The following is a 16,058-nucleotide window of genomic DNA, read 5'->3' on the forward strand; positions in this document are numbered from 1 at the left end:
GGTGTGCGAGCATGAAGAACGCAGGAAGTAAGCGCTGGGCCCGGAATGAATCCGGGGGGCCGTTGGTTGGTGCCGACGGCAAGCAGTCCGTACGACCCGGGAGACAAGCAGATGACCGTTCAGGACGAGACCACCGCGAGCGAGGGCATCATCCTGTCCGACGCCGCCGCGTCGAAGGTCAAGAGCCTGCTGGAGCAGGAGGGCCGTGACGACCTCGCGCTGCGCGTCGCCGTCCAGCCCGGCGGCTGCTCCGGCCTGCGCTATCAGCTCTTCTTCGACGAGCGCGCGCTCGACGGCGACGTCGTGAAGGACTTCGACGGTGTCAAGGTCGTCACCGACCGGATGAGCGCCCCGTACCTGGGCGGCGCCTCGATCGACTTCGTGGACACCATCGAGAAGCAGGGCTTCACGATCGACAACCCGAACGCCACCGGCTCCTGCGCCTGCGGCGACTCCTTCAGCTGAGCCCCCCGCGCGGACCCGCGCGCAAGCAGGACGCGCGAGACGCGCGGAGAAGAAGGCGGCGGTCCCGGCCGGGACCGCCGCCTTCTTCATGGCCCGCGCTACAGATGGCCCGCGCTACGGAGGGCCTCCGCTACTTCTTCCGCGGCACCGCCTTGTCGGTCGACTTGTCGACCACCTTGCGACCGTCCAGCGGCTTGTCCAGCTTCACCTTCTCGGTCATCTCCTTGGCGATCAGGACACAGGCCCGCCCGGGGTGCTTGGGCTTGCTCTTGATCTCCACCGTCACCTGCTTCGACGTCTCCTCCGCGGAGACCGAGTAGGTGCTGCACACACCGCCCCAGAAGCGCAGCGTCAGGCTCTTGTCGTCCGCGCTGTACGAGATGACGTGGTTGAGCTTCTTCTTGCCGGACTCATCGGGCTTGCCGCTCCGCCCCTGTCCGGGGCTCTCGGTCCCGGCGGCGGCGTTCTTGATGTACTTGGGCTGCACCGCCGGGAACGGAACGGCCATGGAGACCTTGTTGGTCCCGGCCGGCCGGGTCTCGAAGATCCACGACGGCACCAGCGCCCGCCGTCCGTCCACCATCTGCGAGGCGAGACCCAGGGTCGCGCTGCGCACCATCAGCTTGCCGGACGTGCCCGAGGGGTCCGGCTCGCACGGCGCGATCTGGCCGCCCGACTCCGGCTTCTCCGCCCCCGGAGTGGCCGACGGGCAGTTCGCGTCGCTGCTCGAACTCCGGCCCTTGGTGGCCGCGTTGAGCTTCTTCAGCGCCTCGTCCGCGCCGATCAGCGGATAGGTGTCGGCCTCCTTGGGCATCGCCAGGGTGCCGCTGCCGCCCACCAACTGGCCGTCGGCGGCCACCTGGAGACTGGTCGACCAGCCGTGTGTCGGCAGATCGCCCACCCGCGGCTCCGCGTTGACCATGCGGATGGCGGCGAAGCGGCCGGTCGCGTCCAGCTTGGCGTCCGACAGGCCGAGCGCCTTCAGCACCGGCTTCGCGGTGCTCTTGGCCTTCGCCTCGGACACCACCTTGTCGTGGTCGGCGTCGCTGCGCTCGGAGTGGCCCGGGTGGTCGTCGCCCTTCTTGCCGGACGTCCCGTCGCGGTAGACGGGGCAGTCCGGGGTGGCGCCGCCCTTGCCGCTGCCGGTGTCCGAGCCCGGCCGGACGCAGTCACCGGCGGCGGGGGTGCCGTAGCGGGAGTAGCTCCAGCTGCCCGGGCCCTCCTGATGCACCCGCAGTACCGGCTGGGCCGAGTCCTTACCGCCCCCGACCTTCCAGAAGCCGTGGTCGGCCCGGGGTTCGCCGGACACGTCCAGCGCCCTGGCCAGCCGGGCCACGTCGGCCTTGGTGACCTTGGGGTCGGCCAGGTACACCGGGGCCGAGTCCGGTCCGTCGGGCAGCTTCTTCTCCGTCACATAGCGCCCGCCGCCGGGGTCGGGCTCACCTGGCGCGATGCCCTCACGTCCGGAGGACCCGGAGGAGGGGTAGGCGTCCAGTGCGAGGGGTTTCGGCGATCCGTCCTTGCCCGCCGTGCCGTTGCCGTCCGCCGCGGTGGAGGCCCAGTAGGCTCCGCCGCCGCCGGCCACCAGTACCGCGGCCGCGACCGAGACCACGGCCAGCGGCGAACGGCGCCGCGGACGCGGATGGTCGTCGTCGGGGGTCTGCGGGGTGTCGGTCTCCTCGGTGCTCACCGTTTCGCTCCTTCAGCTCCGCTCACGTTGTACGGTCCCATTCCCTCGCGAGGGGACGCCGGTGAGACGGGGCGGACGGGCGTACGGTTCCGTCAGTCGCCGTAATCGAACATGTTGTCCAGCAGATGTGCCGACGCGGGCGGCACGCTGACCCCGCGGATCCGCGACAGATGGACCGGAGCGGCGGGCGGCGATACGGTCACCGGCCAGTGCGGCACCATCCGTGCTCCCTGGCCGCGCAGCTCTTCCAGGTACTCGGGCTCGATGGCACCGGTGGGAAGGGCGTGGATCACGTGCTCCGGCATGGGAGCCTCCCGGTCCGAAGGGGTCGCGGATGAATATCTGATGCATACGCACCGTATGCACCGGATCTCTGGCGAAAAAGGCCCTACTATCGGGTAGTTTCTTACGTTCGCGAGGGTGTGGCAAGGCGATAGCGTAAAGGGTCCGATCCCGCCGCCCCCGCAGGAGCGACTTCCGTGCGTATCGCCGTCACCGGCTCCATCGCCACCGACCATCTGATGACCTTCCCCGGCCGCTTCGCCGAGCAGCTGGTCGCGGACCAGCTGCATACGGTCTCCCTCTCCTTCCTGGTCGACACCCTCGACGTCCGCCGTGGCGGCGTGGGGCCCAATATCTGTTTCGGTATGGGTGTGCTCGGTCTGCGCCCGATCCTGGTCGGCGCGGCCGGTGAGGACTTCGCCGAGTACCGCGCCTGGCTGGACCGCCATGGGGTGGACACCACATCGGTCAGGATCTCCGAGGTGCTGCACACCGCGCGCTTCGTCTGCACCACCGACGCCGACCACAACCAGATCGCGTCCTTCTACACCGGTGCCATGAGCGAGGCCCGGCAGATCGAGCTCCAGCCGGTCGCCGACCGGGTCGGCGGGCTCGACCTGGTGGTCATCGGCGCGGACGACCCCGAGGCGATGGTCCGGCACACCGAGGAGTGCCGCACCCGTGGCATCCCCTTCGCCGCCGACCCCTCCCAGCAGCTCGCCCGGATGGACGGCGAGGACATCCGGCTCCTGGTCGGCGGTGCGGAGTACCTCTTCACCAACGAGTACGAGGCCGCGCTGATCGAGACCAAGTCCGGCTGGACCGCCGAGCAGATCCTCGCCAAGGTCGGCACCCGCGTCACCACACTGGGCGCCCAGGGGGTGCGGGTCGAGCGCGCGGGCGAGGAGCCGATCGTCGTCGGCTGCGCGGAGGAGGAGGAGAAGGTCGACCCCACCGGGGTCGGCGACGCCTTCCGCGCGGGCTTCCTCGCCGGGCTGTCCTGGGGACTGACCCTGGAGCGCTCCGCCCAGGTGGGCTGCATGCTCGCCACCCTGGTCATCGAGACCGTGGGCACCCAGGAGTACGAGCTGCGCCGCGGCCACTTCATGGAGCGGTTCGCCAAGGCGTACGGCCATGACGCCGCCGCCGAGGTCAACGACCACCTGGCCTGAATTCCCGGCCGTCCGTGTCCCCGGGCTCTTCTCCGGGGGCACGGACGGTGCCGGAGCTCAGGTACGGCGGCGCACCCGGTAGGCCACCCCGCGCTCGGCCGGACGCTCGCCCTCGTACTCCTGGTCCCGCATGGCGCACCAGGCCGGGATGTCCAGCCGGGCCGCCGCGTCGTCGGACAGCACCGTGACCACACCGCCCACCGGGACCTCGCCGATCACCTTGGCCAGCTCGATCACCGGGATCGGGCACCGCTTGCCGAGCGAGTCCACCACCAGCTCGGGCGCGGCCGCCTCCGCCCGTACCGGGGGCGTCGCCGTCTCCGGGGCGCCGAGCCGTCCGCGGACCTCGCGCACCACCCCCGGCAGCAGCTCCAGGAACCGGTCCACGTCCGCACCGGCCGTCCCGAGCGGCAGCGAGACCCGGATATTGCCCTCGGACAGCACCCCCATCGCCCGCAGCACATGGCTCGGGGTCAGCGTGGAGGAGGTGCAGGACGAACCGGACGAGACCGAGAACTCCGCACGGTCCAGCTCATGCAGCAGTGTCTCCCCATCGACATAGAGACACGAGAAGGTGACCAGATGCGGCAGTCTCCGCTCCGGGTCGCCCACCACCTCCACATCCGGCACCAGCTCCGGCACCCGCGCCCGGATCCGGTCCACCAGACCCCGCAGCCGCGCCGCCTCGGCGTCCGCCTCCGCCCGTACGGCGCGCAGCGAGGCGGCCGCGGCGACCACCGCCGGGAGGTTCTCGAAACCGGGGGAGCGGCCCGACTCCCGTTCGTCCGCCGGACCCTGGGGCGCGAAGCGCACCCCCTTGCGGACGGCGAGCAGCCCGACCCCCGAGGGGCCTCCCCACTTATGGGCACTCGCGGTCAGCAGCGACCAGTCACCGGCCACCGGACCCCAGCCGAGCGACTGCGCCGCGTCCACCAGCAGCGGTACGCCCGCCTCCGCACACGCCGCCGCGGTCTCGGCCACCGGCTGCACCGTGCCGACCTCGTGGTTGGCGGACTGGAGGCACGCCAGCGCGGTGGGGCCGGGGGCCTCCCGCAGGGCCCGCGCGTAGCCGTCCGGCGCGACCCGCCCGGTACGGTCCACCCCGACCTCGGTCACCGTGCCGCCGCCTGCCTCATGGGTGGCCGCGGTATGCAGCACCGCGGAGTGCTCGACGGCGGAGACGATCAGATGGCGACCGGCCCGGCGGCGCCCCGCGAGCGCCCCGGCAATCCCGTCGTGCAGTGCGCGTGTCCCCGATGGAGTGAACACCAGCTCGTCCGGGCGGCAGCCGACGGCCTCGGCCGCCGCCTCCCGCGAGGCGTCCAGCAGCAGCCGGGCGCGGCGCCCCTCGCGGTACAGCCGCGCGGGGTCGGCCCACCCCTCGTCCAGGGCGGCGAGCAGCGCCTGCCGGGCGACCGGATGGAGCGGAGCGGACGAGGCCGCGTCGAAGTAGGACACATCAGGAACGCTAGTCGGTGGGTACCGCGGGCGTCCGCGAGGACGGCCGGAGCCGGTTCCGCCGCGCGCCCCGCGGCCCGGATCCGGCCTCGCCCAACACCCCGTACCGGGGCGAAAACCGCTGGCGGAGCCGGGCATTCCACCCCTTCGGAGTGCGGCCCGGCGCGTTGGGCACCCTGGCCGCGCGGCCCCAAATAGCGTCCAGTAGGGTTTGGTCCGCATAAACATCCAAACCCCTGCCCGCACCGGGCCGGCGACCGACCAGATGACGGCCGCGGCGGACCGCGCGGGCGAGACTCTCGGGAAGGCGCTACGTGAGTCCCAACGGCTCCGACCGCTCGTCGCGGCGCCCGGTGCGGCGGAAGCTGCTGCAGGCGCTGGCCGCGGGCTTGGTCCTGGCGACCGCCACCGGTTGCACATCCAAGGACTTCCCCCGCCTCGGAATGCCCACCCCGGTCACGGAGGAGGCGCCGCGGATCCTCTCCCTGTGGCAGGGCTCGTGGGCGGCTGCGCTCGCCACGGGCGTTCTGGTCTGGGGCCTGATCCTGTGGGCGGTCATCTTCCACCGCCGCAGCAGGACCAAGATCGAGGTTCCCGCTCAGACCCGGTACAACATGCCCATCGAGGCGCTGTACACCGTGGTCCCGATCATCATCGTCTCGGTGCTGTTCTACTTCACCGCGCGCGATGAGACCGAGCTCCTCAAGACCTCCAAGAAGCCGGACCACGTCGTCAACGTCGTGGGCTACCAGTGGAGCTGGGGCTTCAACTACATGGAGAACGTGGACGGGAAGACCGCCACTCCGAAGCAGAACGCCAAGGAGATCGAGGCCATCCCCGACCGGATGCTCGCCGCGGTACCCAAGGGCGCCGAGGGCGTGTACGACGCGGGTGTCCCCGGCCAGCGGAACCCGCAGAACGGCAACCCGGGTCCCACCCTGTGGCTGCCGAAGGGCGAAACGGTCCAGTTCATCCTGACCTCCCGCGATGTCATCCACTCGTTCTGGGTCGTCCCCTTCCTGATGAAGATGGACGTCATCCCGGGGCACACCAACCGGTTCCAGGTCACCCCGAACCGCGAGGGCACCTTCATGGGCAAGTGCGCCGAACTGTGCGGCGTCGACCACTCCCGGATGCTCTTCAACGTCAAGGTAGTGTCGCCCGAGCGCTACCAGAAGCACCTGAAGGACCTGGCGAAGAAGGGCCAGACCGGCTACATCCCGGCGGGCATTGAGCAGACGGACGCTGCCAAGAACGCGGAGACCAATAACCCATGAGCATCCTCAACGAACCTCAGGGTGCCGACGCCACCGCCTCGTACGAGGACGAGTTGCCGGTGCGCCGCAAGCAGCCCGGCAATGTCGTCGTCAAGTGGCTCACCACCACCGACCACAAGACGATCGGCACGCTCTACCTCGTCACGTCGTTCGCGTTCTTCTGCATCGGCGGCCTGATGGCGCTCCTCATGCGCGCCGAGCTGGCCCGGCCGGGTACGCAGATCATGACGAACGAGCAGTTCAACCAGGCGTTCACGATGCATGGCACGATCATGCTGCTGATGTTCGCCACTCCGCTGTTCGCGGGCTTCACGAACTGGATCATGCCGTTGCAGATCGGTGCGCCCGATGTGGCGTTCCCGCGGCTGAACATGTTCGCGTACTGGCTGTACCTCTTCGGCTCGCTGATCGCGGTGGGCGGCTTCCTCACTCCGCAGGGCGCGGCCGACTTCGGCTGGTTCGCCTACTCCCCGCTGTCGGACGCGGTCCGTTCCCCGGGTGTGGGCGCGGATATGTGGATCATGGGTCTGGCCTTCTCCGGTTTCGGCACGATCCTCGGTGCGGTCAACTTCATCACCACGATCATCTGCATGCGCGCCCCGGGTATGACGATGTTCCGGATGCCGATCTTCACCTGGAACGTCCTGCTCACCGCGGTGCTGGTGCTGCTGGCCTTCCCGGTGCTGGCCGCCGCGCTGTTCGCCCTGGAGGCGGACCGAAAATTCGGGGCGCATGTCTTCGACGCGGCCAATGGCGGCGCACTGCTCTGGCAACACCTCTTCTGGTTCTTCGGCCATCCAGAGGTGTACATCATCGCGCTACCGTTCTTCGGGATCATTTCCGAGATCATTCCGGTCTTCTCCCGCAAGCCGATGTTCGGCTACATCTCGCTGATCGCCGCGACGATCTCGATCGCCGGTCTGTCGGTGACCGTCTGGGCGCACCATATGTATGTGACGGGCGGCGTGCTGTTGCCGTTCTTCTCCTTCATGACGTTCCTGATCGCGGTTCCGACCGGTATCAAGTTCTTCAACTGGATCGGCACGATGTGGAAGGGGTCGCTGAGCTTCGAGACCCCGATGCTCTGGGCGATCGGCTTCCTCATCACCTTCACCTTCGGTGGTCTGACCGGTGTCATCCTGGCCTCGCCGCCGATGGACTTCCACGTCTCGGACACCTACTTCGTGGTGGCCCACTTCCACTACGTGGTGTTCGGCACCGTGGTGTTCGCGATGTTCGCCGGCTTCCACTTCTGGTGGCCGAAGTTCACCGGCAAGATGCTGGACGAGCGGCTCGGAAAGATCACCTTCTGGACGCTGTTCATCGGCTTCCACGGCACCTTCCTGGTGCAGCACTGGCTGGGCGCCGAGGGCATGCCCCGCCGGTACGCCGACTACCTGGCGGCCGACGGCATCACCACGCTGAACACGATCTCGACGATCGCCTCGTTCCTGCTCGGCCTGTCGATCCTGCCGTTCCTCTACAACATCTGGAAGACGGCCAAGTACGGCAAGAAGGTCGAGGTCGACGACCCCTGGGGGTACGGCCGTTCGCTGGAGTGGGCCACCTCCTGCCCGCCGCCGCGGCACAACTTCCTCACGCTGCCGCGGATCCGCTCCGAATCCCCGGCGTTCGACCTGCACCACCCGGAGATCGCGGCGCTCGACCAGCTCGAGAACCACGGTGCCTCCGACGATGACAAGGCCCTCACGGGTGGCAAGGAGGCCGGCAAGTGAAGGTCCAAGGCCGGATGTTCATCTGGCTCGCCGTCTTCATCCTGGTCATCGCCATCGTCTATGGCGTGTGGTCCAAGGAACCGGCGGGCACCACCGCGCTCTTCCTCGCCTTCGGCCTGAGCATCATGATCGGCTACTACCTGGCGTTCACCGCGCGCCGGGTGGATGTCGGAGCGCAGGACAACAAGGAGGCGGACGTCGCCGACGACGCCGGTGAGCTGGGATTCTTCTCCCCGCACAGCTGGCAGCCGCTCTCCCTGGCGGTCGGTGGCGCGCTGGCCTTCATGGCCGTGGCCTTCGGCTGGTGGCTGCTCTACTTCTCGGCCCCGATCATCATGGTCGGTCTGTTCGGCTGGGTCTTCGAGTACTACCGCGGCGAGAACCAGAACCAGTAACCGGTCCTGGTACCGGCGAAATGCGGGGCCCGGACACCTCTCGGAGGTGTCCGGGCCCTCGCGTATCTCCGGGCGCTCCGGCGGGTGTCACTCAGGTGCTCCACTCCGCGCGCGATCCCCAGGGGCCGTTCATAGCGTGTGTCCATGAGCCACACATCGCGATCACCTCGAACCCGGGCGGTGCTCACCTGCACCCTGCTGGTGGCGTCGCTGATAGCGGGACTCAGCGGCTGCGGGGGGCCCTCCTCCAACCCGCTCTCCGCCAAGCCGTACGACGCCGCCGACCAGATCTCGTTCAGCGGCGACGGAGAAGAGAACCACCGGGCCGATCCGGACAAGCCACTGGAAGTGACCTCCAAGGGCGACGACGGCCGGATCACGGATGTCACCGCCACTGACGCCGCGGGCCGCTACGTCCGGGGCGAGCTGACCGAAGACGGCAGCCGCTGGCGCAGCACCGTACCGCTGGCCGCCGGAGCCCACTACACGCTCCGGGTGAGCACGGAGGACTCCAACGGGTCCCCCGGCCGTCGGAACATCGACTTCACCACCAGCTCCGCCCGCAAGCTGCTGAAGGTCACCTTCGGGCCGAAGGCGGGGGAGTACGGCGTCGGACAGCCGGTCACCGCCAAGCTGAGCCGGCCGGTGAAGGACCCCTCGGCGCGGGCCGTGGTGGAGCGTGCTCTGAAGGTCGACTCCCAGCCCGCGGCGGACGGTGTCTGGCACTGGGTGGACAGCAAGACCCTGCACTACCGTCCGCAGGACTACTGGCCCGCCCATGCGTCCATCAATGTGCACTCCAACCTCAAGGGCATCAGGATCGGCGGTGGGCTCTACGGCGGTGACGCCAAGTCCCTGCGGCTGACCACCGGTGACCGCATCGAGGCCCTCACCGACTCCGGTACCCACCAGATGACGGTGAAGCGCAACGGGGTGCCGATCCGGACCATCCCGATCACCACGGGCATGCCCGGCTTCGACACCCGCAACGGCACCAAGGTGATCCTCGCCAAGGAGTCCGCGGTGCGGATGACCGGCGCCAGCATCGGCCTCGGCAACTCCTACGACCTGATGGTGTACTGGGCCACCCGGGTCACCTGGAGCGGTGAGTACGTGCACGCCGCACCGTGGTCCACCGGCGCCCAGGGCGTGGCCAACGTCAGCCATGGCTGCACCGGTATGAGCACGGAGAACGCCCAGTGGTTCTTCAACACCGTGAAGCTCGGCGACGTCGTCAAGGTCATGAACAGCAATGGCGCCGATATGACGAACTTCGACAATGGCTACGGCGACTGGAACATGGCCTGGAACGACTGGCGTCAGGGCAGTGCCCTCGCCGCCGGTCAGCGGGACGGCTCGACCCCGGCCGACTCCGCGCGGCTCCGGCCCCAGGTGTGACGGTGGCGACAGCCGTGACCGCCGCGACCGTCAGGAGACCCCTGCGGTCAGGCGCTCACGGCCTGCCGCTTGCGGAGCAGCTCGGCCAGCGTGTCCGCCAGGGCCACCGGGTCCACCGGATGCGTGACCGCGGCCTCCGCGCGGCTCCAGGTGGCCAGCCAGGCGTCCTGCGGGCGGCCGATGAGCAGCAGCACCGGCGGACAGCGGAAGATCTCGTCCTTGATCTGCCGGCAGACGCCCATCCCGCCCGCGGGCACCGCCTCGCCGTCCAGCACACAGAGGTCGATACCGCCCTCCTCCAGCGCCATCAGCACGGCGGGCAGGGTCGCGCACTCCACGAACTCCACCGGGGGCACGTCGGCTGCGGGCCGCCGTCCGACGGCGAGCCGCACCTGTTCGCGGGTGCTCGCGTCGTCGCTGTAGACCAGCACCGTGGCGGTAGACCGCATCGTGTCCTCCGGATGAACTAAGTGATCCGCTGGGCTCCTGTGGCGGATGCTACTCCGGTACAGCCGCCCGGAGGAGGGGGCGTACAGATCTCTACCCCCTTCGGGGGACCGCCCCCAGGGCCCCCGACGAGCAGGGCCGATGGCCTTGACACTCCGAACGGTACCCCCGGGAGTGAGCGCTGGATAAGCGACCGACATAATGTCGGTCGTGGCGACAGCAACAGCAGTAGATACCGGGCACGCGCACCCGTCGGTCAACCGGCCGAACCTCACCAGCGTCGGAACCATCATCTGGCTGAGTTCCGAGCTGATGTTCTTCGCGGCCCTCTTCGCGATGTACTTCACCCTGCGATCGGTGACCGGAGCCGAGCACTGGAAGGAAATGGCGTCCGCGCTGAACTTCCCGTTCTCCGCGACGAACACCACGATCCTGGTGCTCTCCTCCCTCACGTGTCAGCTCGGTGTCTTCGCCGCCGAGCGTGGCGACGTGAAGAAGCTGCGCACCTGGTTCGTGATCACCTTCATCATGGGCGCGATCTTCATCGGCGGTCAGATCTTCGAATACACCGAGCTGGTCAAGCACGAGGGGCTCTCGCTCTCGTCCGACCCGTACGGCTCGGTGTTCTATCTGACCACCGGCTTCCATGGCATGCACGTGACAGGCGGTCTCATCGCCTTCCTGCTTGTCCTGGGCAGGACGTACGCGGCCAAGAGGTTCACCCACCAGCAGGCGACGGCGGCCATCGTCGTGTCCTATTACTGGCACTTCGTCGATGTCGTCTGGATCGGCCTCTTCGCCACGATCTACATGATCAAGTAAGCCGGTCACCGCACCGGAACCACGTCCTTAAAAGCATCGACGCAGAAGATCCTGACACCGGGGTAATCCGTGAAAAAGCTCTCCGCACGACGACGCCATCCGCTGGCTGCGCTCGTCGTCCTACTCTTCGCGCTGGCGGTCACTGGGGGGCTGTACGCCGCGTTCTCGCCGAGCGAGGCGAAGGCCGATGACAGCTCCGCCCAGTCCCTCGCCATCGAGGAGGGCAAGAAGCTCTATGCCGTCGGCTGCGCCAGCTGCCACGGCACGGGCGGTCAGGGGTCCTCCGACGGCCCGAGCCTGGTCGGCGTCGGGTCCGCCGCCGTCGACTTCCAGGTCGGCACCGGCCGGATGCCCGCCCAGCAGCCGGGCGCCCAGATGCCGAAGAAGAAGAAGGTGTACACGGACGCCGAGACCGAGCAGCTCGCCGCGTACATCGGCTCGCTCGGCGCCGGTCCGGTGACGCCCACCAAGAGTCAGTACGACATCGAGGGCGCGGACGTCGCCAAGGGCGGCGAGCTCTTCCGTACCAACTGCGCGCAGTGCCACAACTTCGCCGGCAAGGGCGGTGCCCTGACCAACGGCAAGTACGCGCCCGCCCTCGACGGGGTCAGTCCCAAGCACATCTACGAGGCCATGCAGACCGGCCCGCAGAACATGCCGTCCTTCCCCGACGCCACGCTGCCGGAGAAGAACAAGCAGGACATCATGGCGTACCTCGACACGGTCAACAGCGACAAGACCAAGACCCCCGGTGGCCTTGAGCTCGGCGGGCTCGGCCCGGTCAGCGAGGGCCTGTTCGCCTGGGTCTTCGGCATGGGCGCCCTGATCGTCCTCACCATCTGGGTCGCCGCCCGGACCGCAAAGGCCAAGAAGTCATGAGTAGCCACGAGATTCCAGAAGCAGACGAGCAGCTGCCCGAGAAGCGGGAGTCCGCCGAGGGCGCGGTGCGGGTCTCCGAGGACCCCTTCGCCGACCCGGGCATGCCGCCGCACGAGCACCGGGTGCAGGACATCGACGAGCGGGCGGCCAGGCGCTCCGAGCGCACCGTCGCCCTGCTCTTCACGACCTCGATGGTGGCCACGATCGCCTTCATCGCCGCGTATGTGACGCTCCCGGTCGACAAGTACATCTACGTCTTCCCGATCGGTCACATCAGCGCGCTCAACTTCGCGCTCGGTATGACGCTCGCCGTCGCCCTCTTCGGTATCGGCGCGGGCGCGGTCCACTGGGCCCGCACCCTGATGTCCGATGTGGAGATCGCCGACGAGCGCCACCCGATCGAGGCCAGCCCCGAGGTCAAGGCCAAGGTCATGGAGGACTTCCGGGCCGGTGCCTCGGAGTCCGGGTTCGGCCGCCGCAAGCTGGCGCGGAACACCCTCTTCGGCGCCCTGGCGCTGGTGCCGCTCTCCGGTCTGGTGCTGCTGCGCGACCTCGGCCCGCTGCCCGGCACCAAGCTGCGGCACACCAAGTGGGCCAAGGGCAAGCTGCTGATGAACCAGAACACCATGCAGCCGCTGCGCCCCGAGGACATCATCGTCGGCTCGCTCACCTTCGCCATGCCCGAGGGCATGGAGGAGGACCAGCACGACTTCCAGACCGAGATCGCCAAGGCCGCCCTGATGCTGGTCCGGCTCCAGCCGGAGAACATCAAGGACAAGCGCGAGCTGGACTGGTCGCACGACGGCATCGTGGCGTTCTCCAAGATCTGTACGCACGTCGGTTGCCCCATCAACCTGTACGAGCAGCAGACCCACCACGTGCTGTGCCCCTGCCATCAGTCGACCTTCGACCTCGCCGACGGCGGCCGAGTGATCTTCGGTCCCGCCGGGCATGCGCTGCCGCAGCTGCACATCACGGTGAACGACGAGGGATACCTCGAGGCCATGGGCGACTTCCCGGAGCCCGTCGGTCCTGCTTTCTGGGAGCGCGGATGAGTACTGCACAGACCAATGACGCGCAGCGGCGCGGAAAAGCGTCGGCGGGCGAGCGCGTTGCCGACTGGGCCGACGGCCGGCTGGGCATCTACAGCATGGCCAAGGCCAATATGCGCAAGATCTTCCCGGACCACTGGTCCTTCATGCTGGGTGAGGTCGCGCTCTACAGCTTCATCATCATCATCCTCACGGGTGTGTATCTGACGCTGTTCTTCCACCCCAGCATGGGCGAGGTCGTCTACCACGGCCCGTACGAGCCCATGCAGGGCGTGCGGATGTCGGAGGCGTTCGCCTCCACGCTCGACATCAGCTTCGAGGTGCGCGGCGGTCTGCTGATCCGGCAGATCCACCACTGGGCCGCGCTGATCTTCCTCGCCGCGATGTTCGTGCACATGATGCGGGTGTTCTTCACGGGCGCGTTCCGCAAGCCGCGTGAGATCAACTGGCTCTTCGGCTTCCTGCTGTTCTTCCTCGGCATGCTGACCGGCTTCACCGGCTACTCGCTCCCCGACGACCTGCTCTCCGGTACCGGACTGCGGTTCATCGAGGGCGTGTTCCTGTCGGTCCCGGTCGTCGGCACCTACATCACGATGTTCGTGTACGGCGGCGAGTTCCCGGGCACGGACCTGATCGCCAGGCTCTATCCGGTCCACGTCCTGCTGCTGCCGGGCATCATGCTCGGTCTGCTGGTGGCCCACCTGATCCTGGTCTTCTACCACAAGCACACGCAGTACCCCGGGGCCGGAAAGACCAACAAGAACGTGGTCGGCATGCCCCTGCTGCCGGTCTACATGGCCAAGGCGGGCGGCTTCTTCTTCCTGGTCTTCGCCGTGATCGCGATCCTCTCCGCGGTCGCCACGATCAACCCGATCTGGACCATCGGCCCCTACCGGCCGGACCAGGTGTCCACCGGTGCCCAGCCGGACTGGTACATGGGCTTCGCCGAGGGTCTGGTCCGTGTGATGCCAGGCTGGGAGATCAACGCCTGGGGCCATACGCTCGTCCTGGGCGTGTTCATCCCGATCGTGCTGTTCCCCGTGGTGCTGGTGGCGATGGGCGTCTACCCGTTCATCGAGTCGTGGATCACCGGCGACAAGCGCGAGCACCACATCCTGGACCGCCCGCGCAACGCCCCGACCCGTACCGCCTTCGGTGTGGCGTGGCTGACCGCGTACTTCGTGATGCTGGTCGGTGGTGGAAACGACCTGTGGGCCACCCACTTCCATCTGTCGATCAACTCGATCACATGGTTCGTCCGGATCGGCTTCTTCGCCGGCCCGGTGGTGGCCTTCATCGTCACCCGGCGGATCTGCCTCGGCCTCCAGCGCCGCGACCGCGACAAGGTGCTGCACGGCCGTGAGACCGGCATCATCAAGCGGCTGCCGCACGGTGAGTTCGTCGAGGTCCATGAGCCGCTCTCGCAGGAGCAGCTGCACATGCTGACCCAGCACGAGCAGCCGAAGCCCTACGAGGTCGGCCCGGAGGTCGACGAGAACGGGGTCGCGCGGAAGATAAAGCGTTCGCAGAAGCTCCGCTCGAAGCTCTCCAAGGGCTACTACGGCGAGCAGGCGATGATTCCGAAGCCGACCCGCGAGGAGTACCAGGAGATCACCAGCGGCCACGGCCACCACTGATCCACTCGGTATCCGCTGACGCCACCCACAGACCAGGGCCCCGGCCCGGACCACCACGGTCCGGCCGGGGCCCTGGTCGTTGGTACGGACGGCGTTGCCCGGTGTCACATGGTGTCCGCCATACGGGCGCGCGGCATCCGGGGTCATGGCGCCGATAGGCTGTGGACGGGCCCGCCGCCGCCCGCGCGGACCCCTTTTCCCCTGCCCACCCCACGGATCCAGGAGCGGACCATGGACGTTGTGACCCCAGCCGGAGGCGACAGCACCGCGACGGCCCGCACCTGGCCGGACGTCCTCACCTCGCTGCTCAGCGGCCAGGACCTCACCGCCGATGACACCGCCTGGGCCATGGACCGGATCATGCGCGGTGAGGCCACCGACGCCCAGATCGCCGGATTCATCGTGTCGCTGCGGGCCAAGGGCGAGACCGTGGAAGAGGTGTCCGGACTCGTCCGGACCATGTATGACCACGCCACGGTGATCGAGGTCCCCGGGGACACCGTCGATATCGTCGGCACCGGTGGCGACCGCGCCAGGACCGTCAATATCTCGACGATGTCGGCGCTGGTGGTGGCCGGTACCGGAGCGCGGGTGGTCAAGCACGGCAACCGCGCCTCGTCCTCCGCCAGCGGCGCGTCCGATGTGCTGGAGAAACTGGGCGTCAATCTCGAGCTGACCCCGCGGCGAGTGGTCGAGGTGGCCGAGGAGGCAGGGATCACCTTCTGCTTCGCGGTGAAGTTCCACCCGTCGCTGCGGCATGTCGCCGCCGCCCGCCGGGAGCTGGGCATCGCCACCACCTTCAATATCCTCGGCCCGCTCACCAACCCGGCCCGGGTGCGCACCCAGGCGACCGGTGTGGCGGACGCCCGGATGGCGCCCATCGTCGCCGGTGTGCTGGCCGACCGCGGTTCGTCCGCGCTGGTCGTCCGGGGTGACGACGGGCTCGACGAGCTGACCGTCACCGCGACCTCCCAGGTCTGGGTGGTGCGGAACGGCACCGTGCGGCAGGAGACCTTCGACCCGCGGGACGTCGGTATCGAGCTCGTCCCGGTGGAGGCCCTGCGCGGTGCGGACGCCTCGTACAACGCGGATGTGGCACGCCGGCTGCTGGCCGGGGAGACCGGCCCGATCCGGGACGCGGTGCTGCTCAACTCGGCTGCCGCGCTGGCCGCCCTGGAGCCCGACCCGGGCGCCAGGACCCTCACCGAGCAGATCGGGGAGGGGCTGTCGCGCGCGGCGGAGTCCATCGACTCGGGCGCGGCGCGGAACGCCCTGGAGCGATGGGTGCGCGCCAGCAACGCGTAGCCCCTGCCGCTGTCGCGCACCGCCCCTGCCCGGATGCCGGACA

Annotated in this window: 15 protein-coding genes; 11 read left to right on the forward strand and 4 right to left on the reverse strand. The window is 68.6% G+C overall.

Annotated features, from left to right (window positions below):
* Window positions 1-111 precede the first annotated feature (111 nt).
* On the forward strand, window positions 112-465 hold the full coding sequence (gene erpA, locus AB0C66_RS08980) for an iron-sulfur cluster insertion protein ErpA (protein WP_362434768.1): 354 nt from the start codon (window positions 112-114) through the stop codon (window positions 463-465).
* Window positions 466-595: 130 nt separating this feature from the next.
* On the opposite strand, the gene AB0C66_RS08985 is transcribed toward erpA, so the two are convergent.
* Both AB0C66_RS08985 and AB0C66_RS08990 read right to left on the reverse strand, forming a co-directional pair.
* The gene (locus tag AB0C66_RS08985) at window positions 596-2,155 is read right to left on the reverse strand and encodes a hypothetical protein (protein ID WP_362434770.1); all 1,560 of its coding nucleotides are present in this window, start codon (window positions 2,153-2,155) and stop codon (window positions 596-598) included.
* A gap of 92 nt (window positions 2,156-2,247) precedes the next feature.
* A complete protein-coding gene (locus tag AB0C66_RS08990; protein WP_362434772.1) occupies window positions 2,248-2,460 on the reverse strand; it encodes a hypothetical protein in 213 nt (70 codons plus the stop codon).
* Window positions 2,461-2,634: 174 nt separating this feature from the next.
* Between AB0C66_RS08990 and AB0C66_RS08995 the strand changes: the two genes are divergently transcribed.
* Window positions 2,635-3,609, forward strand: a complete 975-nt coding sequence (locus AB0C66_RS08995; RefSeq protein ID WP_362434775.1) for a carbohydrate kinase family protein — start codon at window positions 2,635-2,637, stop codon at window positions 3,607-3,609.
* A 57-nt stretch (window positions 3,610-3,666) separates the two neighbouring features.
* Here the strand turns inward: AB0C66_RS08995 and AB0C66_RS09000 are convergent, their stop codons facing one another.
* A complete protein-coding gene (locus tag AB0C66_RS09000) occupies window positions 3,667-5,067 on the reverse strand; it encodes an aminotransferase class V-fold PLP-dependent enzyme (RefSeq protein WP_362434778.1) in 1,401 nt (466 codons plus the stop codon).
* 314 nt (window positions 5,068-5,381) lie between these two features.
* Here AB0C66_RS09000 and coxB point away from each other — a divergent pair, with 314 nt between their 5' ends.
* From coxB to AB0C66_RS09020, 4 genes are all read left to right on the forward strand, one after another.
* Entirely contained in the window at window positions 5,382-6,344 is a 963-nt protein-coding gene (coxB, locus tag AB0C66_RS09005; RefSeq protein WP_362434780.1) for a cytochrome c oxidase subunit II, read from the forward strand.
* Window positions 6,341-8,080, forward strand: a complete 1,740-nt coding sequence (ctaD, locus tag AB0C66_RS09010; RefSeq protein WP_362434783.1) for a cytochrome c oxidase subunit I — start codon at window positions 6,341-6,343, stop codon at window positions 8,078-8,080. Before coxB ends, ctaD begins: the two co-directional genes overlap by 4 nt.
* Entirely contained in the window at window positions 8,077-8,475 is a 399-nt protein-coding gene (locus tag AB0C66_RS09015) for a cytochrome c oxidase subunit 4 (protein ID WP_362434785.1), read from the forward strand. Before ctaD ends, AB0C66_RS09015 begins: the two co-directional genes overlap by 4 nt.
* Before the next feature lie 144 nt (window positions 8,476-8,619).
* Complete coding sequence (locus AB0C66_RS09020; protein WP_362434787.1) at window positions 8,620-9,873, forward strand: Ig-like domain-containing protein; 1,254 nt, start codon at window positions 8,620-8,622, stop codon at window positions 9,871-9,873.
* 47 nt (window positions 9,874-9,920) lie between these two features.
* On the opposite strand, the gene AB0C66_RS09025 is transcribed toward AB0C66_RS09020, so the two are convergent.
* Window positions 9,921-10,322, reverse strand: a complete 402-nt coding sequence (locus tag AB0C66_RS09025; RefSeq protein WP_362434789.1) for a hypothetical protein — start codon at window positions 10,320-10,322, stop codon at window positions 9,921-9,923.
* A gap of 199 nt (window positions 10,323-10,521) precedes the next feature.
* Here AB0C66_RS09025 and AB0C66_RS09030 point away from each other — a divergent pair, with 199 nt between their 5' ends.
* The 5 genes from AB0C66_RS09030 (at window position 10,522) to trpD (ending at window position 16,015) form a co-directional block, all read left to right on the forward strand.
* Window positions 10,522-11,142 carry a heme-copper oxidase subunit III gene (locus AB0C66_RS09030; RefSeq protein ID WP_362434792.1) on the forward strand — a complete coding sequence of 207 codons (621 nt, stop codon included), beginning with the start codon at window positions 10,522-10,524 and terminating at the stop codon, window positions 11,140-11,142.
* A gap of 69 nt (window positions 11,143-11,211) precedes the next feature.
* Window positions 11,212-12,021, forward strand: a complete 810-nt coding sequence (locus AB0C66_RS09035; protein ID WP_362434795.1) for a c-type cytochrome — start codon at window positions 11,212-11,214, stop codon at window positions 12,019-12,021.
* Window positions 12,018-13,076 (forward strand): Rieske 2Fe-2S domain-containing protein, encoded by a 1,059-nt coding sequence (locus tag AB0C66_RS09040; RefSeq protein ID WP_362434797.1) that lies wholly within the window; start codon window positions 12,018-12,020, stop codon window positions 13,074-13,076. Before AB0C66_RS09035 ends, AB0C66_RS09040 begins: the two co-directional genes overlap by 4 nt.
* A complete protein-coding gene (locus AB0C66_RS09045; RefSeq protein ID WP_362434800.1) occupies window positions 13,073-14,710 on the forward strand; it encodes a cytochrome bc complex cytochrome b subunit in 1,638 nt (545 codons plus the stop codon). Before AB0C66_RS09040 ends, AB0C66_RS09045 begins: the two co-directional genes overlap by 4 nt.
* Window positions 14,711-14,941: 231 nt before the next feature.
* The gene (gene trpD, locus AB0C66_RS09050; protein ID WP_362434802.1) at window positions 14,942-16,015 is read left to right on the forward strand and encodes an anthranilate phosphoribosyltransferase; all 1,074 of its coding nucleotides are present in this window, start codon (window positions 14,942-14,944) and stop codon (window positions 16,013-16,015) included.
* Window positions 16,016-16,058 lie beyond the last annotated feature (43 nt).

It is taken from the genome of Streptomyces sp. NPDC048636 (assembly GCF_040650655.1).
In the GTDB taxonomy this organism is placed as follows: domain Bacteria; phylum Actinomycetota; class Actinomycetes; order Streptomycetales; family Streptomycetaceae; genus Streptomyces.